Annotated in this window: 19 protein-coding genes; 10 read left to right on the top strand and 9 right to left on the bottom strand. The window is 60.7% G+C overall.

Features of this window, described 5'->3' with window-relative positions; all coding sequences use genetic code 11:
* Positions 1-292: 292 nt before the first annotated feature.
* The 3 genes from ABID12_RS04310 to ABID12_RS04300 are packed head-to-tail and all read left to right on the top strand — an operon-like array spanning position 293 to position 3,272.
* On the top strand, positions 293-883 hold the full coding sequence (locus ABID12_RS04310) for a TRAP transporter small permease (RefSeq protein ID WP_354433239.1): 591 nt from the start codon (positions 293-295) through the stop codon (positions 881-883).
* A complete protein-coding gene (locus ABID12_RS04305; protein ID WP_319519175.1) occupies positions 883-2,172 on the top strand; it encodes a TRAP transporter large permease in 1,290 nt (429 codons plus the stop codon). The genes ABID12_RS04310 and ABID12_RS04305 overlap by 1 nt, the downstream gene beginning before the upstream one ends.
* Before the next feature lie 35 nt (positions 2,173-2,207).
* Positions 2,208-3,272: a TRAP transporter substrate-binding protein gene (locus tag ABID12_RS04300; RefSeq protein ID WP_354433238.1), complete on the top strand. Its 1,065-nt coding sequence runs from the start codon at positions 2,208-2,210 to the stop codon at positions 3,270-3,272.
* Between the two features lie 311 nt (positions 3,273-3,583).
* Here the strand turns inward: ABID12_RS04300 and ABID12_RS04295 are convergent, their stop codons facing one another.
* The 4 genes from ABID12_RS04295 to ABID12_RS04280 all read right to left on the bottom strand — a co-directional run bounded on the left by ABID12_RS04295 (position 3,584) and on the right by ABID12_RS04280 (position 8,080).
* Positions 3,584-4,657 carry an ABC transporter ATP-binding protein gene (locus ABID12_RS04295; RefSeq protein ID WP_354433237.1) on the bottom strand — a complete coding sequence of 358 codons (1,074 nt, stop codon included), beginning with the start codon at positions 4,655-4,657 and terminating at the stop codon, positions 3,584-3,586.
* Between the two features lie 11 nt (positions 4,658-4,668).
* Positions 4,669-5,550, bottom strand: coding sequence for a carbohydrate ABC transporter permease (locus ABID12_RS04290; RefSeq protein WP_319519178.1), 882 nt, complete (start codon positions 5,548-5,550; stop codon positions 4,669-4,671).
* A gap of 3 nt (positions 5,551-5,553) precedes the next feature.
* On the bottom strand, positions 5,554-6,624 hold the full coding sequence (locus tag ABID12_RS04285; protein WP_354433236.1) for a carbohydrate ABC transporter permease: 1,071 nt from the start codon (positions 6,622-6,624) through the stop codon (positions 5,554-5,556).
* 193 nt (positions 6,625-6,817) lie between these two features.
* Entirely contained in the window at positions 6,818-8,080 is a 1,263-nt protein-coding gene (locus tag ABID12_RS04280) for an extracellular solute-binding protein (RefSeq protein WP_354433235.1), read from the bottom strand.
* A 478-nt stretch (positions 8,081-8,558) separates the two neighbouring features.
* On the opposite strand from ABID12_RS04280, the gene ABID12_RS04275 reads away from it, so the two are divergent.
* Positions 8,559-9,365 carry a nucleotidyltransferase domain-containing protein gene (locus ABID12_RS04275; protein WP_354433234.1) on the top strand — a complete coding sequence of 269 codons (807 nt, stop codon included), beginning with the start codon at positions 8,559-8,561 and terminating at the stop codon, positions 9,363-9,365.
* Positions 9,366-9,417: 52 nt separating this feature from the next.
* Here ABID12_RS04275 and ABID12_RS04270 read toward each other — a convergent pair whose 3' ends face one another.
* The 5 genes from ABID12_RS04270 to ABID12_RS04250 all read right to left on the bottom strand — a co-directional run bounded on the left by ABID12_RS04270 (position 9,418) and on the right by ABID12_RS04250 (position 15,798).
* Positions 9,418-10,398, bottom strand: coding sequence for an aldo/keto reductase (locus ABID12_RS04270; protein ID WP_354433233.1), 981 nt, complete (start codon positions 10,396-10,398; stop codon positions 9,418-9,420).
* A gap of 338 nt (positions 10,399-10,736) precedes the next feature.
* Positions 10,737-11,621 (bottom strand): aldo/keto reductase, encoded by an 885-nt coding sequence (locus ABID12_RS04265; protein ID WP_354433232.1) that lies wholly within the window; start codon positions 11,619-11,621, stop codon positions 10,737-10,739.
* Positions 11,622-11,810: 189 nt separating this feature from the next.
* The gene (rhaM, locus tag ABID12_RS04260) at positions 11,811-12,125 is read right to left on the bottom strand and encodes an L-rhamnose mutarotase (RefSeq protein WP_354433231.1); all 315 of its coding nucleotides are present in this window, start codon (positions 12,123-12,125) and stop codon (positions 11,811-11,813) included.
* A 23-nt stretch (positions 12,126-12,148) separates the two neighbouring features.
* Positions 12,149-13,435 carry an L-rhamnose catabolism isomerase gene (rhaI, locus tag ABID12_RS04255; RefSeq protein ID WP_354433230.1) on the bottom strand — a complete coding sequence of 429 codons (1,287 nt, stop codon included), beginning with the start codon at positions 13,433-13,435 and terminating at the stop codon, positions 12,149-12,151.
* Between the two features lie 263 nt (positions 13,436-13,698).
* Entirely contained in the window at positions 13,699-15,798 is a 2,100-nt protein-coding gene (locus ABID12_RS04250) for a bifunctional rhamnulose-1-phosphate aldolase/short-chain dehydrogenase (RefSeq protein WP_354433229.1), read from the bottom strand.
* A 178-nt stretch (positions 15,799-15,976) separates the two neighbouring features.
* Between ABID12_RS04250 and ABID12_RS04245 the strand changes: the two genes are divergently transcribed.
* From ABID12_RS04245 to ABID12_RS04220, 6 genes are all read left to right on the top strand, one after another.
* Positions 15,977-16,777 carry a DeoR/GlpR family DNA-binding transcription regulator gene (locus ABID12_RS04245; protein ID WP_319519187.1) on the top strand — a complete coding sequence of 267 codons (801 nt, stop codon included), beginning with the start codon at positions 15,977-15,979 and terminating at the stop codon, positions 16,775-16,777.
* Between the two features lie 49 nt (positions 16,778-16,826).
* Positions 16,827-17,816, top strand: a complete 990-nt coding sequence (rhaS, locus tag ABID12_RS04240; RefSeq protein WP_106303642.1) for a rhamnose ABC transporter substrate-binding protein — start codon at positions 16,827-16,829, stop codon at positions 17,814-17,816.
* 255 nt (positions 17,817-18,071) lie between these two features.
* Positions 18,072-19,583, top strand: coding sequence for a sugar ABC transporter ATP-binding protein (locus ABID12_RS04235; RefSeq protein ID WP_354433228.1), 1,512 nt, complete (start codon positions 18,072-18,074; stop codon positions 19,581-19,583).
* Positions 19,580-20,563 carry an ABC transporter permease gene (locus ABID12_RS04230; protein ID WP_106303636.1) on the top strand — a complete coding sequence of 328 codons (984 nt, stop codon included), beginning with the start codon at positions 19,580-19,582 and terminating at the stop codon, positions 20,561-20,563. Before ABID12_RS04235 ends, ABID12_RS04230 begins: the two co-directional genes overlap by 4 nt.
* On the top strand, positions 20,560-21,570 hold the full coding sequence (locus ABID12_RS04225; RefSeq protein ID WP_354433227.1) for an ABC transporter permease: 1,011 nt from the start codon (positions 20,560-20,562) through the stop codon (positions 21,568-21,570). Before ABID12_RS04230 ends, ABID12_RS04225 begins: the two co-directional genes overlap by 4 nt.
* Positions 21,567-22,946 carry an FGGY-family carbohydrate kinase gene (locus ABID12_RS04220; RefSeq protein ID WP_354433226.1) on the top strand — a complete coding sequence of 460 codons (1,380 nt, stop codon included), beginning with the start codon at positions 21,567-21,569 and terminating at the stop codon, positions 22,944-22,946. Before ABID12_RS04225 ends, ABID12_RS04220 begins: the two co-directional genes overlap by 4 nt.
* Position 22,947: the final 1 nt, after the last annotated feature.

Below are 22,947 nucleotides of genomic sequence, written 5' to 3'. Positions count from 1 at the left end.
AACCGTCTGGACAAGCACCGCTTTTGCCGGGCGGCGAATGTGTTCCGGTTCTGTTGCGGATTGATTATAGGGGACCGGAAGCGGGCGTCCAGCACCATTCCTGGTAAAACGGTGACCGCACGGATAGCGTCGATCCACTATCGGCGGCAGAAAGCCGCAATCGGATAAACAGAACTGTTTCCATTTCAGTCTGAAACGCTCTAGAAGGGCTCGGACGACAGGGTAGCAGACAGTTTCGCGTAAAAGCCGGAATTGCGGCAATGCTCTGTGCGCGATGATGACGGATGAACTGATGACGATCTTGCTGGCTGCAGCTTCTGTTCTTGCGCGGGGCAATGGCCCGGTGCTGGCGATCGGCCGGTGGACGGGCGCCGTGCTGATGGGGCTGATGGTCGTTGTCATCCTGATCCAGGTGTTTTTCCGTTATGTGCTCAATGATGCGCTGGCCTGGACGGAAGAACTGGCGCGCTTCCTGATGTTGTGGATGGTCAGCCTGATGGCGCCGACAGCCTTCCGGCATGGCGGCTTCGTCAGCATTGACACAATCAAGCGTTTTCTGCCGAAAAAGCCGGCCGCCGTGCTCAATCTGGCACTGCTTGTTATCTCCTGCGTGGTGTTATGGTGGGCGGTCAATATCGGCTGGCGCGAGGTGACCGGTATCGGCGGGCGGTTCACCATGCCGTCGCTGATGATCCCGACGGCGTTTGATTTCTCATCATGGATGAAGGTTCCGCGCGCCTGGATGATGGCCTCGCTGGCAACCGGCGTCACCATGATGCTTTCCGTCAATATCGAGCTGCTGCTGCGGCTCGTGGCCGAGCTTCTGGGCGCCGGCGACCGGCTGAAGCCGCTGCCGGTCGTCTCCGGGCTGGAGAGGGAGTGATGCTGAGCCTGTTCCTGCCTCTGTTTCTGGTCTTCCTGTTTTGCGGCCTGCCGATCCTGTTTGCGCTGATCGCGTCTCCGGCGCTGCTCCTGTGGTTCAACGGGCAGGAGCGCGACATCGTCCTGCTTTACCGCAATGTCTATAACGGCATGGACTCGTTTCCGCTGATGGCGGTGCCGTTCTTCCTGCTGGCCGGCGAGTTGATGAACCGGGCCGGCATCACAGAGCGGCTGGTGGAGTTTTCGCAGGCCGTCATCGGCCATTTCCGTGCCGGGCTTGCCCATGTGAATATTCTGTCTTCCATGCTGTTTGCGGGGCTTTCCGGCTCTGCCGTGGCCGATGTTTCGGCACTCGGGGCGATGATGATCCCGGCCATGGAAAAACAGGGATATTCCCGCAAATTCGCCGCCGCCATCACCGCCGCGTCGTCGATCATCGGACCGATCATCCCACCGTCGGGCATCATGATTATCTATGCCTATGTGATGGGGGAAAGCGTTGCCGCGCTGTTTCTGGCGGGCATTGTGCCGGGTGTTCTGATCGGCGTTTCGCTGATGGTGCTGGTGCGCGTGATGGCGGACCGCGAAGGACTTCCTGCGGCCACCGAAAAGGCAGGCTGGAAGACGCGCGGCAATGCCAGCCTGAAAGCCTTCTGGCCGCTGCTCACACCAATCATCATCATGGGCGGTATTCTCGGCGGCGTGTTCACGCCGACGGAGGCGTCGGCGATTGCCGTTGCCTATGCCTTCTTCATCGGCTTTTTCGTTCTGCGCACGCTTCATGCGCGCGACGTGCCGGGGATTTTGATGCGCGCCGGGCTGACATCCTCGGTCGTGCTGCTTCTGGTGGGCGCGGCCATGGCCTTCAAGACGGTGGCCTCGCTCTCGCACACGCCGGAGCTTCTGGCTTCCTTCATGCTGGGATTGACGGAAAATCCGCTGATCCTGCTGTTCTTGATCAACATCCTGCTGTTTGTCGTCGGCATGTTTCTCGATGCGGGGCCGGCAATCATCATTCTGGGCCCGATCCTGGGTCCGATCTTTCTCAAGATGGGCGTCGACCCGGTGCATTTCGCCATCATCATGGCGGTCAATCTCACGGTCGGCCTGTTGACGCCGCCCATGGGACTGGTGCTGTTTGTCACCTCCTCGGTTTCGCGCCTCAGCGTGGAAACCGTGGCGCGGGCGGTACTGCCGTTTCTCGCCGTCGAGGCGGCGATTATTTTCCTGATCACCTATGTTCCCGCGATCAGCCTCACCTTGCCGCGGCTGTTCGGATTTCTGGAGTAAACATGCAATATAACAAGAGCAAAGGGAGGACTGACATGCTCAAGACCATGATGAAAACGGCGCTGGTCGCCGGTGTGCTTGCCGTTTCGGCGGGCCAACTGGCGGCGGCTGCCGATATCACGCTGCGCGCCACAGCCAATTCCAACGAGAATGACGAGGACTATGACGGTCTTGTCGTCTTCAAGAACTATATCGAAAACGCCTCCAACGGCACGATGGCGGTCGATATCTTCATGGGAACCCAGATCTGCGCCACAGGTGAGGAATGCCTGCAGGGCATCGCCGACGGCACGATCGACATTTACATGTCGACCTCCGGCGGCGCGGCAGGGCTGTTTCCCTATCTGCAGATCCTCGATCTGCCCTATCTGATGAATGATGACCGTGTGGCCGAGGAAGTGCTCTCCGGCCCGTTTACCGCCGAACTGCGCGACCTGGCGCTTGCCGACAGCGGCGACACCATCCGCCTGATGACCATCGGCAATACCGGCGGCTGGCGCAACTTCGCCAATACCGAACACACCATCAAGACGCCGGCCGATATGGACGGCATGAAGCTGCGGACTGTGCCGGCGGAACTGCCGCAGGAATTGGTGCGTTCGCTCGGTGCGTCCCCGACGCCGATCGCCTGGCCGGAACTGTTCACCTCGCTGCAAACCGGCGTGGTGCAGGGCACGGCCAACGGCATCACCGACATCATGAACATGAAGTTCACCGATGCCGGGCTGAAATTCATCACGCTCGACCGTCATTCCTACATGGCCGCCTTCTGGTGGATGTCGAATGAGCGGTTCAGTGGCCTTTCGGAAGACCAGAAGAAGATCGTCGTCGATGCCTTCTACGCGTTGCAGCAGGCGACCTTTGCCAGCCCCAAGCGCAAGGAGATCGCCGCCTATCAGGATTTCGTGGAGGCCGGCGGTGAAATCTATGTGCCGACCGACGCCGAAAAGGCCGAGTTCAAGGCCGCTGTCGAGCCGGTCTTCGAATGGTTCAAATCGTCCGTACCGGGCGGCGAGGATATTTTCGCAAGCTTCACCGCTGCCGTGGAAGAGGCGGAAGCGACGGTGAATGAACAGCGCGCGGTGGAAGTCGCGAACTGATTTTTGCTGAAAATGACGCTCCGGCCTTTCGATCGGGGCGTTTATACCAAGAGTCAATGATTAGAACCCATATGACCGGAGCGATTTTGAAAGCCGGCTAGGCGAAAACCGCAGTCGTAGCCATAGCTACGGCGAGGATTTTCAACGACGCGGGCTTTCAAAAGCGCCCGGCCCTGAAAGGGTGCGGCTGGAATGGCCACCGAGGGCGTCAAAATCCTCGCGCGATGCTCCGGCATCGCTCTGCGGTATTTTCTTACTCGGACGACCATTCCAGCGCGCATCGTATGAGTCCTAATCATTGACTCTTGGTATTACTCATCCAGTGGAAACAGATGTACCTTTTCGGGCGCAAAGACGAGGGTGATTTCGCTGCCGGTTTCAAGCGGCCGGTCCTCGGCAAGGGCTGCGACGATGCGCCCGCCCCGGCTGAGTTCGACATTGATAACGGTTTCCGTGCCGAGGCGTTCGACCAGAGACACGGTGCCGTGCAGACCACCCGCCGTGCCGTCCTCGACGACATCGAGATATTGCGGGCGCAGGCCGAGCCGGGCCTTTGACGTCGTGGAGAAATCAAACCGCGTCTTGGGAATGGCAACCGGATCGAGCGCATCTGATTTGACAGTGATCGTATCACCCGCCCTTTCGACGATATCGACATCCATGAAATTCATCGACGGCGAGCCGATGAAACCGGCAACGAAGAGGTTGGCCGGTTCGTGGTAAAGCTCCATCGGGCTTCCCACCTGCTGCACCGCGCCGTCCTTCAGCACCACGATCCGGTCGGCAAGCGTCATCGCCTCGACCTGGTCATGGGTCACATAAATCATCGTCGCGCCGAGCTGATTGTGCAGCTTACCGATTTCCATGCGCATATCCATCCTCAGTGCGGCATCGAGGTTGGAGAGCGGTTCATCGAACAGAAAGACGCTGGGATTGCGGACAATCGCCCGACCGATGGCGACGCGCTGGCGCTGGCCGCCGGAAAGCTGCGAGGGACGGCGGTCGAGCAGATGCTCCATCTGCAAGATGCGCGCGGCGCGATTGACCGCCTCTTCCTTTTCCTTCTTCCCCACGCCGGCAATCGTCAGCCCGAAGGCGACGTTTTCGCGCACCGACATATGCGGAAAAATGGCATAGGTCTGGAACACCATGGCAATGCCGCGTTCCTTCGGCTGCAGATCGTTGACCCGCTCGCCGCCGATTTCAAGCGTACCGTCGGTGATGTCTTCCAGCCCGGCAATCATGCGCAGCAGCGTCGATTTCCCACAGCCGGAGGGGCCGACGAAAACCACGAACTCGCCGTCTTTGATATCGAGGTTCACGCCCTTGATGACCTCGACCTTCCCGAAGGATTTGCGGATGTCCCTGAGTGCCAGTTCAGCCATGTTTCCTCTCCTCAGCCCTTCACGCCCGTCGAGGCGATGGATGCGATGAAGGCGCGCTGCAGCACCAGATAGAACACCAGAACCGGCACGGTGATCATCGAAAGATAGGCCATCACCTCGCCCCACGGCACGTTGAGCTGGAAGAAATAGCCAAGCCCGACCATGATCGGCCGGTGCGCCTCGTCCTGCACCACGATCAGCGGCCACAGATATTGTTCATTATACATTTTCAACGCTTTCAGAATGGCGGCCGTTGCGATCACCGGGCCTGAAAGCGGCATCACCACGCGGCGGTAGATCTGCCACCAGCTTGCCCCTTCGGCCCGCGCCGCCTCGATCAGTTCGCGCGGCAGGTCCTTGAAATACTGAACGAACAGAAAGACGGTCAGCGCATCGGCAATCCACGGGATGATCTGCACCCGGTAGGTGTTGAGCCAGCCCCATGTGAGCCCGTCGAGGCCAAGCCATGGCAGTCGCGAGACGAACAGCAGCAGCGGAATGGCAATGGTCTCGAAGGGAATGATGAGGGTGGCCAGCACGATGGAAAGCACCACCGCATTGCCGCGCCAGCGCACGAAGGTGAAGGAAAACGCGCCGAGCGAGCACAAAAACAGCGATGCCAGCACGGTCAACGTCGTCACCATCACCGAGTTGAACACGAACAGGCCGATCGGCGCGCGCGCAAATGCACCGGCATAATTTTCAAGGCTGATATCGCCGACCGGCAGGAAGGCGCGCAAGGACGATGTGTCGCTCAGGAGCTGGGCATTGGGCTTGAGCGACGACATCACCATGAACAGAAGCGGCAGCAGAAAGACCAGCGCCACCAGCACCAGAACAAGGTAGCGCGTGAACAGCCTGAGGCCGTGATTATCGCCGGAAATGACCGCCATGGCTCAGTTCCTTTCCCGGGTGAAATAGCGTTGCGCCAGCGAGATCGCGAGCACCAGCACGAACAGCACGACCGAAATCGTCGAGCCACCGGAGATATCCTGGCGCCCGTAGCCGCGTTCGACCGCCTGATAGACAAGGGTTTGCGTGGAATCGAGCGGCCCGCCCTTGGTCATCACGTCGATCTGGGCGAAGACGGCGAAACACTGCATGGTGATGACCACCAGCACCAGAACGGCCGTATTACGCAGACCCGGCCATGTGACATAGCGAAAGGTCTGCCATTTCGAGGAACCTTCGATGGCGGCGGCCTCATAAAGCGTCGGCGATATGGTCTGAAGGCCGGAAAGCCAGATGACCATGTGAAAACCGACCGCCTGCCAGATCGACATGGCGATGATCGAACCGAGTGCCGTATGGGTATTGCCAAGCCAGTCGACCGGCTGGAGCAGGCCGAAGGTCATCCCGGAAAGAAGCGCGTTCAAAAGCCCGTCATTGCCGTCATAGATGAACCGCCAAAGCAGCGACACGACGACGATGGAGACCACGACCGGCATGAAGAATACGGCGCGAAAGACATTCACCCCGCGAAGCCGCTGATTGATCAGCAAGGCCAGACAAAGCGCCAGCCCCGCCTGCACCGGCGCCGTGACCGCGACAAATACGAGCGTATTGGTCAGCGCCTTCATGAACACGACATCGCGCGCCACCACCACATAGGCCGTATTGCCGGCATTGATGCGGAACCATTCGCGCATGCCGCGATATTGCGGATAGTCGTCGGAGCGGGTGAAGGAGCGAACGCGCGGATATTCGAGCGCGCCGTCATCATCGCGCACCAACACGCCGCTGTCATCGCGTTCGGGCGCGATCGCGATGACGTTGAGGCCGAGCAGGTCGCGGTAGTTTTCCATGCCGACATAGCGTGTCGGGTTGGGCGAGATCAGCCGTTGGTCGGTGAGTGAAAAGGCAATCGCCAGAAAGAAGGGCAGGATGATGAACAGGCCGATGAGCAGAACGGACGGCGCGGCAAAGGCCCAGCCCGCCCCGTTATTCTCCGTCAGTTTCCGACTCATATGCGTGTTTCCTTGTTGTCAGTTCCGGCAAGCTGCAACACCTCTCTTTCCGCGTCATGCTCGGGCTTGACCCGAGCATCCATCAGCACCCGTATGTGGACCCTCGGGTCATGCCCGAGGGTGACGCAGAGCAAAAGCGGGTATGCTCGAAGAGAAGGGACCGGCCGAAGCCGGCCCCCAGGCCCCCGCCTGATCAGTTGTGGCCATAGCCCTGATTACGCTCGATATCGGTGTCGATCTCATCGACCGCGCCGTCGAGCGTGTCGGCGACATCCGCGCCGTTGGCCATATCGGAAAGCGCCTTCTGGAACACGCTGGTTTCAACCACATAGCCCGGCGTCACCGGCCGCAACGTGCCTTGCGCATCGGAAAGACCGTAGAACACGGCCAGCGGTGCGCCTTCCTTGTAATATTCCGACATGTCGGCAGCGCCCTGCGTTGCCGGAACCAGGCCGATGGCGTTGGAGAATTCCGCCAGATATTTGTCCTGAATGGCGTATTCGATGAAGGCTGCCGCCCCTTCGGGATGTTCGGACGCGGCTGAAACGCCGAGCTGCCAGCTTGCCGCGCCGATTTTCGGGCCATTGCCGAAATCAGGCGCCGGCAGGAAGACGACATCGTCATAGGCGTCAAGCTTGGCGCGCGCCGTCCAGTTGCCGTTCCAGTCGATGGCATAATCGCCGGCGATAAAGCCGTTCTCGTGGTCGGCGGGGTCCTGGCTGGTGCCGGGCACCAGGTCACGGTCGAACAGTGACTGCCACCACTCGCCGAATGCAATCGCATCATCGCCGTTCAGAACGCCTTCGGCCGTCTGGTAATCCGAACGGTCGACCAGATCGCCGCCGAAAGACTGCAGGAAGGGCAGGAAAGCATAGGTGTACCATTCGCCCTGATCGGCCATGCCGAGGTTCAGCGGATAGTCGAAATCGCCACTGTCCTTGAGCTTGACGAGGATTTCGTCGAATTCTTCAGCCGTCCACGGCTCTTCCAGCGTTGGTTTGCGGATATCGTATTTTTCGAGGTAGGACTGGCGCGTCATCATCGCCAATGCTGCGTCCCACAGGCCGACGGAATAGATCTGGTCATCCCATCGGCCGATGGCGCCGGGCAGGAAGCCTTCAAGCGCGCTTTCGTCAATCGGCAGCGGCTGCATGTAACCGGCCCATGCCCAGTTCGGCATGATCGGCCCGTCGACATCGATAATATCCGGCAGGTTGCCCGCAAGAGCCGCCGCCGTTACGGAATCATTGTAGCTGTCTTCCGGAAAGCTTTCGAGCACGACCTCCCAGTCGTCCTGGCTGTCGTTGAAATCGGAAACGATCCCTTCAAGAATGCCCGATTCCGTCGGGTTGCCCGCGCCGTGATACCACATGGTCAGTTCCGTCGCGGCAAAAGCGCCGGCCGGCAGCGCGGTCGTTGCCATCAGCGTCGCGATTGCAATGGTCATCTTGTTCATTCTCAGTCCTCCGCTTTGAACACATGGCTTTCGCTCCAGAGCCAGTGCCTGAAGCGCGAACAGCACCGCCGCCCGCAAAAAATGCGTGTGGGGAGGGATTTGAACTGATAACAGGCCGATAGACGGCGTGAACCGGAAAGCCTGCCGGACCGGAAGGGGCAAAATGCCGGACGGGATGAAACCGGTCCTGTAGAACGGGAAAAAACGGCCCGCATTAAACTGGCGGGGGCCATCCGCCGCGCAGGACTGTCGCGTCCGCGCAAACCGGAATTGCCGCTATACCCTCCCCGTACAGGACAAAAATGGCCTCCCCGCCGTGTCCCTCATAGAGGGGACACAACTCTAGATTAACGTGGTGTTAACACATAAGTTCCGTTCTGCTCAACAGGCGGCATGAAATTGGCGACTGCGTGCCCGCGTTCTTACTGACAGCGGGCGACGGAGCGCATAGCATGTCAGCGGGCAGACGGAGGACGATATGGGAAGCGAAGATGCGATCCCGACCATCACCGGGACGATTGAGCGTTCGCCGGAAATCGATGCGCTTTATCTGAGCGGCAGTTTTGCGGTCGGCCTTGAAGACGAATACAGCGACATCGACTTTGTTCTCGTTGCCGGGGAAGGCGCGAGCGACGCGGTGGCCGCACTCTGGCGAAAGGCCGTGGAAGCGGTGGGAGAGCCTGTCTTGTGGCGGGACAGAGTGACGTTTCCCTCACTCATCAATGCCGTGACCGAAGACTGGCTGCGCATCGACGTCATCATTCTCAAACCTGAACAACTGAAGACCCGTTACAGGAACGAGCTTCGCGTATTGTTCGACAGGGCAGGGCTCCGGGACACGCTGGCAGACCGCCCGGAACAGCCTCAGCCGGACCCGAAACGCCTGAAATACCAGTTCGAGGAATTTATCCGCATTCTCGGGCTTCTCGATGTTGCGGCAGGACGCGGAGAATATATCAACGGCGTGACCGGCATTTTCCATCTGCGCAATCTTCTCGTCGATCTGCTGATACAGGAAACCGCCGCGCCCCATCGCGGCGGGGCGCTGCATCTCAACCGGCTGATCACGGAAGAACAGAAGGCGCTTATGAGGTCTCTTCCGTCACCGGCCGCCACGCGTGAAGCGATGATCGATGTGCATCTGGCCTATGCCAGGGCCTATCTGCCGCGGGCGCGCAGATTGGCAACGCGCCGGGGCGTGGAATGGCCGGAACGGTTTGAGGCCGCGACGTGGAAACATCTCCACGACCGGCTTCGGATTGAGAGGCCTTACGACCCGGCCTGATGCCATCGGGAGCAGAGACCGCCGCGCCGTTGATAGCACGGCGGGAAAGGTGTCAGCTGAAGCCGACGACCCGGTGCGGAATATAGGGCGCTTCGAGTTTTTCGATTTCGGAGTCCGTCAGTTCCAGCGCCAGCGCGGCCTGGGCATCATCGAGATGATGCGGCTTGGAGGCGCCGATGATCGGGGCCGAGACCACCGGTTTCGACAGCACCCATGCGAGCGCCACACGGGCCATCGGCACGCCGCGCTCATTGGCGATTTTGGCCACCGCATCGACCACCTTGCGGTCCGAGGCGGCCGTTTCGGCGTAAAGCGTCTTGCCGAATTCGTCGGTTTCGGAGCGCTCCGTCGTCGTATCCCACGGCCGCGTCAGCCGGCCGCGCGCCATCGGGCTCCACGGAATGACGCCGATGCCTTCGGCTGCGCAAAGCGGCAGCATCTCGCGTTCTTCCTCGCGGTAGAGCAGGTTCACATAGTTCTGCATGGTCACGAATTTCGCCCAGCCATTGGCCTTCTGGGTGGCAAGCATGGTGGCGAACTGCCAAGCATACATGGAGGACGCGCCAATATAACGCGCCTTGCCGGCCTTCACCACATCATGCAGCGCTTCCAGCGTTTCCTCGATCGGCGTATTATAGTCGAAGCGGTGGATCTGGTAGAGATCGACATAATCTGTGCCGAGCCGTTTCAGCGAATTGTCGATTTCCTGCATGATCGCCTTGCGCGAAAGCCCGGCGCCGTTCGGGCCTTCATGCATGCGGTTCATCACCTTGGTGGCCAGCACGATTTCGTCGCGGCGGGTAAATTCCTTCAGCGCGCTGCCGACGATCTCCTCCGAGGAGCCGGCGGAATAGACATTGGCCGTGTCGAAGAAATTGATGCCGTCCTCGACAGCCTTGCGGATGAATGGCCGGCTCTGTTCTTCGGTAAGCGACCAGGGGTGAGTGCCGCGTTCGGGCTGGCCATAGGTCATGCAGCCAAGGCAAAGCCGCGAAACATCAAGGCCGGTGCGGCCGAGTTTTACATATTCCATTTTTCGGATCCTCAGTTTGCGGGCTGGCCCCGAAGGTGACGCCACCGCGGCATCCTGTCAAAGAAAAATGCTGCCGGAAGTGCGGCGGGGCGGACTGTCGGCAAAGCCTTCCCTTTTTACGAGCGTCGTCCTCGGGCTTGACCCGAGGATCCAATCACGCAACCGAGCAAGCGGGGCCGGCGTGTTATAAGGAGTTGCTTCATCTGGTATTTACCCAGATCCGCCTGTCGTGCCGAGGCTTGGTTGGACCCTCGGGTCAAGCCCGAGGGTGACGCAAGAGAATTGGGTGGGCTTTGTCAACAAGCGCACGCCGCCGGAAGTGCGGCGGCGTCACTTTATCAGGCAGCCTTTGCGGCAAAGGCCTTTTTGCCTTCTTCATCGAGTGCGGCGAAATCCGCATCGGAAAGCGCGATATCGGCCGCGGCGACATTTTCCTTCAGATGCGCCACTTTCGATGTGCCGGGGATCGGCAGCATGACAGGGCTTTTCTTCAGCACCCAGGAAAGCGCAATCTGGCTCGGGGCCGCATCGTGTTTCTTGGCGATTTCGTCCAGCAGCGAGCCGGGCCGGGCGAGATCGCCGGCGGCCAGCGGGAACCACGGAATGAAGCCGATGCCGTTTGCCGTGCAGTAATCCAGAACGTCCTCGCTGGTGCGGTCGACAAGGTTGTAGCGGTTCTGCACCGTCGCAACGGGGAACACCTTGCGGGCCGCCTCGATATCGGCAACGGAAACCTCCGAAAGCCCCGCATGGGCGATCAGCCCCTCATCAAGGAATTCCTTGATCGCGCCGAACTGCTCGTCGGCGGGAACCTTGGCATCGATGCGATGAAGCTGCCACAGGTCGATCTGCTCGACGCCGAGATTGCGCAGGCTCTTGTGCACCTGCTGGCGCAGATATTCCGGCCGGCCAACCGGCAGCCAGATTTCCGGGCCGGTGCGCGCCAGTCCGCCCTTGGTGGCAATCTTCACATTGCCATAGGGATGAAGCGCTTCCTTGATGAGCCATTCGGACACATCCGGGCCATAGCTGTCGGCGGTATCGATGAAATCGATCCCGAGGTCCGGCAGCGCGGCAAGCGTTTCAAGAGCGCCGGCCCGGTCCGCCGGTTCGCCCCAGATGCCTTTCCCGGTGACCCGCATTGCCCCGAAGCCGAGCCGCGTGACCTCAAGGTCGCCGCCAATCGCAAAGGTGCCCGCCTTATCAGCAAGTGTATGAGCCATGGTAACCTCCCATGTTTGGTGATCAAAATGATGGAAAAATATGGACGCCGCCCTGCGGAAACGGGCTGCGCCTGAATGGCCGTTATTGGTGTCCCATCTGACATGGGCTGCTTTCGCGCCGGTTTCAATGCGCGGGAGAAAAATTCGGCGGGTCGCGGAAAACACCCGCGATCCGCCATCTGCAGACTGTCAGGGAAGGTGGAACATCTTCTTAAGCGGGACCTCCACCGGCGCATTGTCCGGCTTCGTCTTCATGATATCGGCCATGAAATCCCACCAGCGGCGGACGATCTCGTTATCCGGGATGCGGTCCATGCTGTGGTCGTCACTGCGTTTGAGCACCGCAAACAGATGGTGCGTTTCCTCGTCCAGCCAGATCGAGTAATCCGAAACGCCGGCCTGTTTGAGAACCGTTGCCAGCTCCGGCCAGATTTCGTCGTGCCTGCGTTTGTATTCCTCGGCCGCCCCACGGTTAAGGTTCATGCGGAAAGCAACGGTTTCCATCGGTTTCCTCCCTGTCCCGACCGTCAGACGATGCCGCCGCCGGCGCCGCTGACGGCCGGTCGTTCACCGGAAACCTTCCGGCGGTAGCCGGCTGCCCGGTACGCCGCAATCGGGGCGACCGCGCCGCCGGCGTTTTTGCGCGCCATGGCGAGGATCGGGCCGACATCGGTGCGAAAGGCGTCTTTCAGCGTTTCCGAGGCCATCATCGGATCGTTTTCCTGCTGGTAGGCGGACAATGCCGCGCGGTCGACCAGAAGCGCCTGGGCATAGGCGCGCGTAACTTCCACCGCCGAGCGCATCAGGCTTTCGATCGGGTCGGTGACATTGTGCGACTGGTCGAGCATATGGGCCGGATTGAAGTTTTCCGCGCCTTCCGCATCCACCAGTTCATTGAAGACCAGGAACAGCCGGAAGGGATCGATGGAGCCGGTGTCGAGATCGTCATCGCCATATTTGCTGTCGTTGAAATGGAAGCCGCCAAGCTTGCCGAACTGGATCAGGCGGGCGACGATCATCTCGATATTGACGTTGGGCGCATGGTGGCCGAGGTCGACGAGGCAGAAGGCCTTGGGGCCGAGTTCCTTGGCAATCAGATAGTTCGTGCCCCAATCCTGCACCACGGTGGAGTAGAACGCCGGTTCGAAAATCTTGTGTTCCGAAAAGATGCGCCAGTCATCGGGAAGGGCGGCGTAGATGCTCTTCATCGCATCGAGATAGCGCTCGAACTGTTTTGTGAAATGGCTTTGGCCGGGAAAGTTCGAGCCGTCGCCAATCCATACTGTCAGCGCCTTTGATCCGAGGGCCTTGCCGATCTCGATGCACTCGATGTTGTGGTCGATCGCCTGCTGGCGCGTTGCCGCATCGGTGTGCGAAAGCGAGCCATATTTGTAGGAATGGTCCTGACCGTCCTGATCCTGGAACGTGTTCGAGTTCATGGCGTCGAAGCCGAGGCCGAGCGCTGTGCCGCGCTCCTTCAGTTCCGTCAGATCGTCCACCTTGTCCCACGGGATATGGAGTGAAACCGTCGGTGTGGCGCGGGTCAACTGCTGGATGACGGCGCAGTCTTCCAGCTTGTCGAAGATATGGCGCGGCTCGCCGGAGCCGGGAAAGCGGGCAAAGCGCGTGCCGCCGGTGCCTACCCCCCAGGAGGGAACCGCCACGCCATAGGCCGCAACCTTGGCCGTGACGTCGTCAATGTTGACGCCGTTGCGGGCAAGCTTTTCGCCAAGCGCCGCATAGTCGGCCTCAAGGTCCTTGGCGCGCTTGTCGTTTTCGGCGGAAAGCACGCCGCTGTCGATCATCTGTTCCATCGTTTCCTCCCGTTGCAGGCAATGCCTGCTGAATTGGTTTGTTGCCGGGGTCGTCACCCCTCCACCTGCGTCATGCTCGGGCTTGACCCGAGCATCCAATCCCGTCTGTCGCGCGCGGAGCCGGCGGATGTCGCCGGGCTTCCCGCGATTGCGGCCCATGCCTGTCGCAGGGAAAGATGCCTGGATCCTCGGGTCAAGCCCGAGGATGACGCCTTTTGTATGGATGGGCAGAAGCGGGGCCCGCAGGCCCCGCAACGCACATTCTACCGCGTGAACGACTGGGCGTTGCCCGCATCCACGTTGATGATGTTGCCGGTCGACTTCGCCGACATGTCGGAGGCGAGGAAGTAGATCGCTTCTGCAATATCTTCCGGGAACACCGAGCGCTTCAGCATCGAACGGTCGCGGTAATGGGCTTCCAGCTCGTCGGTCGACATCTTGTAGGCGGCGGCGCGCTGTTCCTTCCACTCGCCGGTCCAGATTTTCGAACCGCGCAGCACGGCATCCGGATTGACGGTGTTGACGCGGATCTGGGCGCTCGCACCTTCGAGCGCCAGGCAGCGGGCGAGATGGATTTCGGCTGCCTTGGCGGTGCAGTAGGCAGACGCGCCGGGCGATGCCGCAAGACCGTTTTTCGACGAGACGAAGACCACATTGCCGCCGGCATTCTGGTAGCGGAACAGGCGGAAGGCCTCGCGCGACACCAGGAAATAGCCGGTCGCCAGAATGGCGATGTTCTTGTCCCAGAGATCGAGCGTTGTCTCCTCGATGGGGGCGGAGGAGGCAAGGCCGGCATTGGAAACGAGAATGTCGAGCCCGCCGAATTCGACTACCGCGTCGGAAAAGCCCTTGGCGACTTCCGCCTCGCTGGTGACATTCAGGTGCACGCCACGCACGATATCCTTGCTGAAGACGGATGACAGTTCCGCCTTCGCCGTTTCAAGTGCTTCGTCATCGATATCGGCCAGCACCACGCAGGCGCCTTCGCCCGCCAGCCGGAAGGCGGTTGCCTTGCCGATGCCGCCGGCGCCGCCGGTGACCAGTGCAATCTTGCCGGCAAGCGGTTTTGGTTTCGGCATGCGCTGCAGCTTGGCCTCTTCCAGAAGCCAGTATTCGATATCGAAAGCTTCCTGCTCGGAAAGGCCCTGATAGGTGGAGACAGACGAGGCGCCGCGCATGACATTGATGGCGTTGACGTAGAATTCGGCCGAAATGCGCGCCGTCGCCTTGTCCTTGGCGAAGGAAATCATGCCGACGCCGGGCACCAGATAGATGACCGCGTTCGGGTCGCGCATGCCGGGCGAATTGTCGCGCTTGCAGCGCTCGTAATAGGCGGCGTAGTCGTCGCGATAGGCGGCAATGGCATCTTCAAGCCCGGCAACCGTCTTGTCGATATCCGGGTTTTCCGGGTCGAAATCGATCACCAGCGGGCGGATCTTGGTGCGGAGAAAATGGTCGGGGCAGGAGGTGCCCAGCGCCGCCAGTTCCGCAAGCCGGTTGGAGCCGACGAATTCCAGAACGGCGGGCTGATCGTCGAAATGGCCGAGCTTGCCTTCGGTTTCCGAAATCATGCCGCGGATCTTCGGCATCAGCTTTTCGGCAACGGCGCGGCGCTCTTCGGCCGGCAAGGTTTTCACCTTCACGCCACCGAAGACATCGCCATCGATCTTGGCATCGAGCCAGGCCATCGCCTTGTTGATGATCTCCAGCGTCGTCTCGTAGCTTTCCTTCGCCGTGTCGCCCCAGGTAAACAGGCCGTGGCTTTCCAGGATCACGCCGCGCGCATCCGGGTTTTCTTCGCAGAATTTGCCGAGCCACAGGCCCAGTTCATAACCGGGCCGCTTCCAGGGCAGCCAGCCGATTTCGCCGCCGAAAATCTCCTGCGTCAGCGCCCTGGAGTCGCTCGAAGCGGCAATGGCGATAATCGCGTCAGGGTGCATGTGGTCGACATGTTTCTTCGGCACATAGGCGTGCAGCGGCGTATCGATCGAGGCGGCGCGGCTGTTCAGGTTGAAGGTGCAGTGGGGGAGGTAGCCCACCATTTCGTCCTCGTGCTCGATGCCGCGATAAAGACCCTTCAGCGCATTGAGCTTTTCCATGTAGAGGGTCGCGAAACCGTCCATCTTGATGGTGCCGACATCGCCGCCGGAGCCCTTGACCCACAGTACCTCGACCTGCTGGCCGGTCAACGGGTCCTTCTCCATCACCTTGGCCGAGGTGTTGCCGCCGCCGTAATTGGTGATGCGCTTGTCGGAGCCCAGAAGGTTCGAACGGTAGAGCAGAAGCTCGGATTCGCTCATCCCGGCAGTCTTGCCGTCATCCCACAGGTTCTCGAGCCGGGCGGCCCGGGTTTCATTCGCCATTGTTTCCTCCTTCGGGGCCTTTCGGCCGGGTTCTTCCCGGGCAAAATCTATCCGAAAGTCGGGATTGTCAATCACAAACAATCAAGTTCAATCATATTTTGCATTTTTGCAGTGCAGCATGACTATTTTTGATTGACAGTGATGGCGTTTAGCTGAAATCTGTCAAAAAGGAGGCCCCATGCACGAAAAAGAGCGACATCGCATCATCCTGTCGGCAGTACAGGAAAAACCGGTTGCGACCGTGGCGGAGCTTGTCGATCTGACGGAGAGTTCCGAGGCGACGATCCGGCGCGATATCGCGGCACTTCATGTGCAAAAGCGCCTGCGTCGCGTGCGCGGCGGTGCGGAAGCGCTGAGCCCGCCGCAATTCGTGGGCCTTGCGGGGCGTCCGTTCAGCGTCAACGAGATGATGAATGCCCGGCAGAAACAGGCGATCTCGAAGGCGGCGGTGGCGCTGTGCGAAGATGGCGATTCCATCATCGTCAACGGCGGCACCACCACGTTTCAGATGGTCCATCATCTCGCCAATCGCCGGCTGCAGATCTTCACCAATTCCTTTCCCATCGCCGAACACTTGTTGAAGCATTCCAAGAATACGGTGATGCTGTCCGGCGGCGTCATCTATCGCGAGCAGAATGTGATCCTGAGCCCGTTCGAAAACGATGTGACCCGTAATTTCTGGGCAAAACGGATGTTCATGGGCGCGCAGGGCATCGGCCCGCTCGGGCTGATGGAGGCCGATCCGCTGCTGATCCAGGCCGAACAGAAACTGATCGATCAGGCCGAGGAACTGGTGGTTCTGGTCGATTCATCGAAATTCAAACAACGGTCGAGCCTGATCCTTTGCGATCTGAAACGGATTTCGACCGTGATTACCGATTCCGGGCTGCAGGCATCCGATGCCCGCATGCTGGAGGAGGCCGGCGTTTCGGTGATCATCGCCGATACGCAGGCAATGGAGGAAACCGGTTCCGGCTGAGCTTTGAGGAAAGCCAGACGAAACCCCGTTCATCAACTGGAGGAGCAAGATGAGCATTTTGAAGAAAGCTATCGTAGGTGCGCTGATCTCGACCGCGCTTTTGGCGCAGGGGGCACAGGCCGCCGACAAGAAGATCGCGCTGGTGGTCAAGGCGCTCGGCATCGGCTTTTTCGAGGCCGCCGCCGACGGCGCCGAGGAAGCCGCCAAGGAAATTGGCGATGTCGAGCTGATCTATACCGGCCCGACCGACACCACCGCTGAAGGCCAGATCGACGTGATCAATTCGCTGATCGCGCAGAAGGTCGATGCCATCGCGATTTCGGCCAATGACCCGGATGCGCTGGTGCCCGCCCTCAAGCGCGCCATGCAGCGCGGCATCAAGGTGGTTTCGTGGGATTCCGGCGTCGCGCCGGAGGGCCGCATGGTCCACCTCAACCCGTCGTCCAATCCGCTGATCGGCAACATGATCATCAAGCTTGCCGCCGACAACCTGCCCGATGGCGGCGATGTTGCCGTGCTCTCGGCATCCGCCACGGCCACGAACCAGAACATCTGGATCGAGGAAATGAACAAGGTGAAGGGCGATTATCCGGGCGTCGAAGTCGTGGCCACGGTCTATGGCGACGATCTGTTCGACAAGTCCTATCGCGAGACCCAGGGGCTGATCCAGTCCTATCCAGACCTGAAGGCGATCATCGCACCGACCTCGGTCGGCGTCGTGGCCGCAGCCCAGGCCGTCACCGACGAGGGTAAGATCGGCGAGATCAACGTTACCGGCCTCGGCCTGCCGTCCGAAATGGCGGCCTATGTCGAAAACGGCGCGTCGAAATCCTTCGCCATCTGGAACCCGATCGATCTCGGCTATGCGGCGGTGATGCTGTCGAACGACCTGATCGAGGGCGCCGAAGCCGAACCGGGCGCGGAGCTTTCCATGGGACGTCTCGGCATGCTGACGCTTGACGACGACAATGCCGGCGCCATGGCCGATCCCTTTGTCTACGACAAGTCGAACATCGATCAGTTCAAGGACATTTTCTGATAACTCCCGGGACGGGGCTGCCGCTTGGCGTCCCCTTCTCCCCCCTTTCTGCGTCATGCTCGGGCTTGACCCGAGCATCCATCCACGCCCGTCGCGGGGAAAGGTGCATGGATCCTCGGGTCAAGCCCGAGGATGACGCCGGAGGAAGTGGGGTCGGGGCCAATGCGGCAGCCCGCCGCCGAAGCCGGCCGGATCGCCCCACAAAAAAGGGGCGGTTCGCAACCATAACCAAGGCAGAAGAACCGCAGGCCGCCGATGCCAGATGCACACAAGAAAGCCGCCATCGCCCTTGACGGCATTACCAAGACATTTCCCGGCGTCCGCGCCCTCTCGGAAGTCTCGCTCACGCTTTACCCGGGCGAGGTGACCGCGCTTGTCGGCGAAAACGGCGCGGGCAAATCGACACTCGTGAAAATCCTGACGGGGATCTACCAGCCCGACGGCGGCGAAATCACCATGGACGGCGAAACGGTCGCCTTTCCCACGGCGGAAGCGGCCAGCGAGCATGGCGTTACCGCCATTCATCAGGAAACCGTGCTGTTCGATGCGCTAACGGTCGCCGAAAACATCTTCATCGGTCATGCGCCGACAAACCGGTTCGGGATGATTGACTGGAAACGGATCTACGCCCGCGCCCGCGATATTCTCGACAGTATCGACGCACGCATCGATCCGCGCCATCGCCTCTCCGAACTCGGTATTGCCAACAGGCATATGGTGGCCGTTGCCCGCGCGCTGTCCGTCGATGCGAAGGTCGTCATCATGGACGAGCCAACGGCGGCACTCTCGCAAAAGGAAATCGAGGAACTTTACGAACTGGTCGAGGCGCTGAAAGCCGATGGCAAGGCGATCCTGTTCATCTCCCACAAATTCGACGAGATTTTCCGCATTGCCGATCGCTATACCGTGTTTCGTGACGGCGAGATGGTCGGCGAGGGGACAATCACCGATACCGACGAGAATGCGCTGGTGGAACTGATGGTCGGCCGTCCGGTCGATCAGGTGTTTCCCAAACAGGATGTCGAAATCGGCGATCCCGTGCTGACGGTCTCCGGCTATCGCCATCCGACCGAATTCGAGGATATCGGCTTCACGCTGCGCCGTGGCGAGATTCTGGGCTTTTACGGTCTTGTCGGCGCCGGGCGGTCGGAATTCATGCAGGCGCTTTTCGGCATTACCAAGCCTTCGGCCGGTGCGGTGCGCATCGATGACGAAATCGCCGTTATCCGTTCACCCTCCGAAGCGGTGAAACAGGGCATTGTCTATGTGCCGGAGGAACGCGGCACGCAAGGGGCGATCACCGCCATGCCGATCTTCGAGAATGTTACGCTGCCGTCGCTTGCCAAGGTCTCGCACAAGGGATTTGTGCGCATGGCCGAGGAATTCGCGCTGGCGCGGGAATATACCGAGCGGCTGGATCTGCGCGCCGCCGCCCTCGATCAGCCGGTCGGCAATCTGTCGGGCGGCAATCAGCAGAAGGTGGTGATTGCCAAATGGCTGGCGACCGAGCCGAAGGTGATCATTCTAGACGAGCCGACCAAGGGCATCGATATCGGTTCGAAATCCGCCGTTCATGCTTTCATGGGCGAGCTTGCGGGCAGGGGGCTTTCCATCATCATGGTATCATCTGAAATTCCGGAAATTCTCGGCATGTCCGACCGGGTCATCGTCATGCGCGAAGGGCGGATCGCCGCCGAATTTTCACGCGCCGAAATGTCGGCGGAAAAGCTGGTGCGCGCCGCCGCCGGCATCGGGGTGGCGGCATGATGGCGCGCATCTTCAAACATCGCGAAATGCTGCTGCTTGTCGCGATCCTGCTGCTTGTCGGCGCTATCGAGCTGCGCTTTCCGGGCTTCGTCGCCCCGCGCAATCTCGTCTCGATCTATAACGACACGGCGATCCTGATCATCCTGGCGCTCGGGCAGGCGGCCGTTATTCTCTCGCGCGGCATCGACCTTTCGATTGCCGCCAACCTGGCGCTGTCCGGCACGATTGCCGCCCTGCTGAATGTCGCCTTTCCCGATCTGCCGGTGATCTTCCTGTTGTTGGCAGCCACCTTCAGCGGCACGGTCCTCGGGGCCATCAACGGGCTTCTGGTCTGGCGTCTGTCGATCCCGCCGATCGTGGTCACACTTGGCACGATGACGATCTATCGCGGCATCATCTTCCTTTTGACCGGCGGAGCCTGGGTCAATGCCCACGAGATGACCGATGCCTTCAAGGCGGTGCCGCGCGCCGTCTTCCTTGGAATACCGGTGCTCGCCTGGTTCTCGCTCGCCGTCATCGCGCTGATGCTGGTGCTGTTCATCAAGACCCGGCTCGGCCGCGCCTTTTATGCTGTCGGCGGCAATCCGCATGCAGCCGTCTATACCGGCATTTCGGTCGGCCGCACGCATTTCTTCGCCTATCTGATTGCAGGCGCGCTGGCTGGCCTCGCCGGTTATCTGTGGACCGCGCGTTATGCCGTTGCCTATGTCGATATCGCCAATGGTTTCGAACTCGACGTGGTCGCGGCTTGCGTCATCGGCGGCATCTCGATTGCCGGCGGCGCGGGCACGGCCATCGGCGCGGTGCTCGGCGCGCTGTTTCTCGGCATCATCAAGAATGCGCTGCCGGTCATCGATATTTCGCCGTTCTGGCAGATGGCGATTTCGGGCGCGGTCATCATCATCGCCGTTGCCGTCAATGCCCGTTCGGCACGCGTGAAGGGCCGGGTCATCCTCAAGAAAGCGGAGCATGCGCTATGAGTGTCAGCGAGACGCGCCATGTGCCGGACCGTCTGCACGGCCGCGCCTACCGGATGACGAGAAGCTGGGAGAGCCTGCTGATTGTGGTGGTGATTGCGATTTTCATCATCAACAGCTTTGCCTCGCCCTATTTTCTCGATGCGTGGAACCTGTCGGACGCGACCTTCAACTTCACCGAAAAGGCGCTGATCGCCTTTGCCATGGCGCTGGTGATCATATCGGGCGAGATCGATCTTTCGGTTGCCGCCATCATCGCGCTGGCCTCGACCGCCATGGGCTATGCCGCCCAGGTCGGTGCGGGAACGCCGGAACTGGTGGCCATCGGCCTTGGCGTCGGGCTGTTGTGCGGGGCTTTCAACGGTTTTCTGATTACCGGGCTGGGCCTGCCGTCGATTGTCGTCACCATCGGTACGATGAGCCTGTTTCGCGGGCTGTCCTATGTGGTGCTCGGCGACAAGGCATTTACGAATTACCCGCCCGGTTTTGCCTATTTCGGCCAGGGCTATGTGTTTTCGATGATCTCCTTCGAACTGGTGCTGTTTGCCGTGATGGCGGTGGTTTTCGGCATTCTGCTGCATCTGACCAGCTTCGGCCGGATGGTCTATGCTGTCGGCAACAATGCCACCGCCGCGCGCTTTTCCGGCATCAGGGTCGGGCGGGTTAAGTTCCTGCTGTTTTTGATGACGGGGGCAATGTCGGGCATGGCGGCGATCTGCCTGACCTCCCGGCTTGGCTCGACACGGCCGTCGATTGCGTTTGGATGGGAGCTTGAGATCGTCACCATGGTCGTGCTCGGCGGTATCAATATTCTGGGCGGCGCGGGCACGATTGTCGGCGTGGTGCTGGCGGCCCTGATCATGGGGCTTGTCACCTTCGGCTTCGGGCTGATGAATGTGCCGGGGATCGTGATGTCGATCTTCATCGGCCTGCTGCTGATCGGCGTGATCGCCCTGCCGGTGCTTTATACCAGGATCATCCGGCGGTTCAGACGGGAACAGGTGCAATGAGTGCAATCCGCAAGGTCGCGGTCATCGATATCGGTAAGACCAATGCCAAGGTCATTCTCTACGATCTGGAGGAGGGCCGGGAGGTCGATACACGCTCGAAACGCAACGCGGTGACCGGACATTCGCCCTATCCGCATTTCGAGGTGGACGACCTCTTCGATTTCATTCTGGACGCCTTTGGCGCGTTTCAGAAGGCGCACGGCGTCGACGCGATTTCGGTGACCACCCACGGCGCGACGGCCGCCCTTTTGAAGCGTGACGGATCGCTGGTCCTGCCGGTGCTCGATTATGAGCATACCGGGCCGGAGGAGACACGCGCCGAATATGAAAAGATCCGCCCGCCCTTTGCCGAAACCGGCTCGCCGCGCCTGTCCATGGGGCTCAATATCGGCGCCCAGCTTTTCTGGCAGAAGACCCGGTTTCCCGACGAATTCGCGCAGATCGACTGTGTCCTGCCCTATCCGCAATACTGGGGTTTCCGGCTGACCGGGCGGCGCGCCGGCGAAGCAACGAGCTGGGGCTGCCACACCGATCTGTGGTCGCCGCGCTCGAAAACCTTCTCCTCGCTGGTGAGCGAACTCGGGCTTTTCGGCAAGATGGGCGAGACCGTGCGGGCCGACGACCGGCTGGGCGAGGTGCTGCCGGAGATCGCCGAAAAAACCGGCCTGTCGCCGGATTGTCCGGTGTTTGCCGGCATCCATGATTCCAACGCCTCGCTGCTGCCGCATCTGTGGTCGCGCGCCCAGCCGTTTTCGGTGATTTCAACCGGCACCTGGGTGATTGCCATGGCTGTTGGCGGTCGTCCGCCGGCGCTTGATGAAAGCCGGGACACGCTGATCAACGTCAACGCCTATGGCGACCCGGTACCGTCCGCCCGATTCATGGGCGGGCGCGTCTTCGAGGTGGCGGCGCCCGGCGGCGATGTCGCCGTCACCGAGGACGACCGCAAGGCAATGCTGAAGAACCGGATCATGATGATGCCTTCGGTGCTTGGCGATACCGGGCCGTTTCAGGGCATTATCGGCGGCTGGACGGTGGATGAACATCACCTGACCCCCGGCATGCGGCTTGTCGGCGTGTCCTGGTATCTGGCGCTGATGACGGCGATCTGCCTTGATCTGACCGGCGCGTCAGGTCCGGTGATCGTCGAGGGGCCGTTTGCCGAAAACCACGACTACCTCTCCATGCTGTCGGCCACCACCGGCAGGCCGGTGGAAAAGAGCCCGGGCAGCGGCACCAGCACGGGTGCGGCGGGCCTTGCCGTCGGCGGCGTCAAGCTTTCCGCCTTCACGCCCCATCCCGAAACGCTTTCCGGCCTTGCCGAACTCAACGCCTATGCGGAAATCTGGCGCGAGCGGCTGCCGGAACCCGCGTGAG

The sequence above is a fragment of the Martelella mangrovi genome (genome assembly GCF_040545495.1).
Lineage (GTDB): Bacteria > Pseudomonadota > Alphaproteobacteria > Rhizobiales > Rhizobiaceae > Martelella > Martelella mangrovi.
The sequence above is the reverse complement of the archived record's forward strand: the minus strand, read 5'-3'. Positions and strand labels throughout refer to the sequence as shown.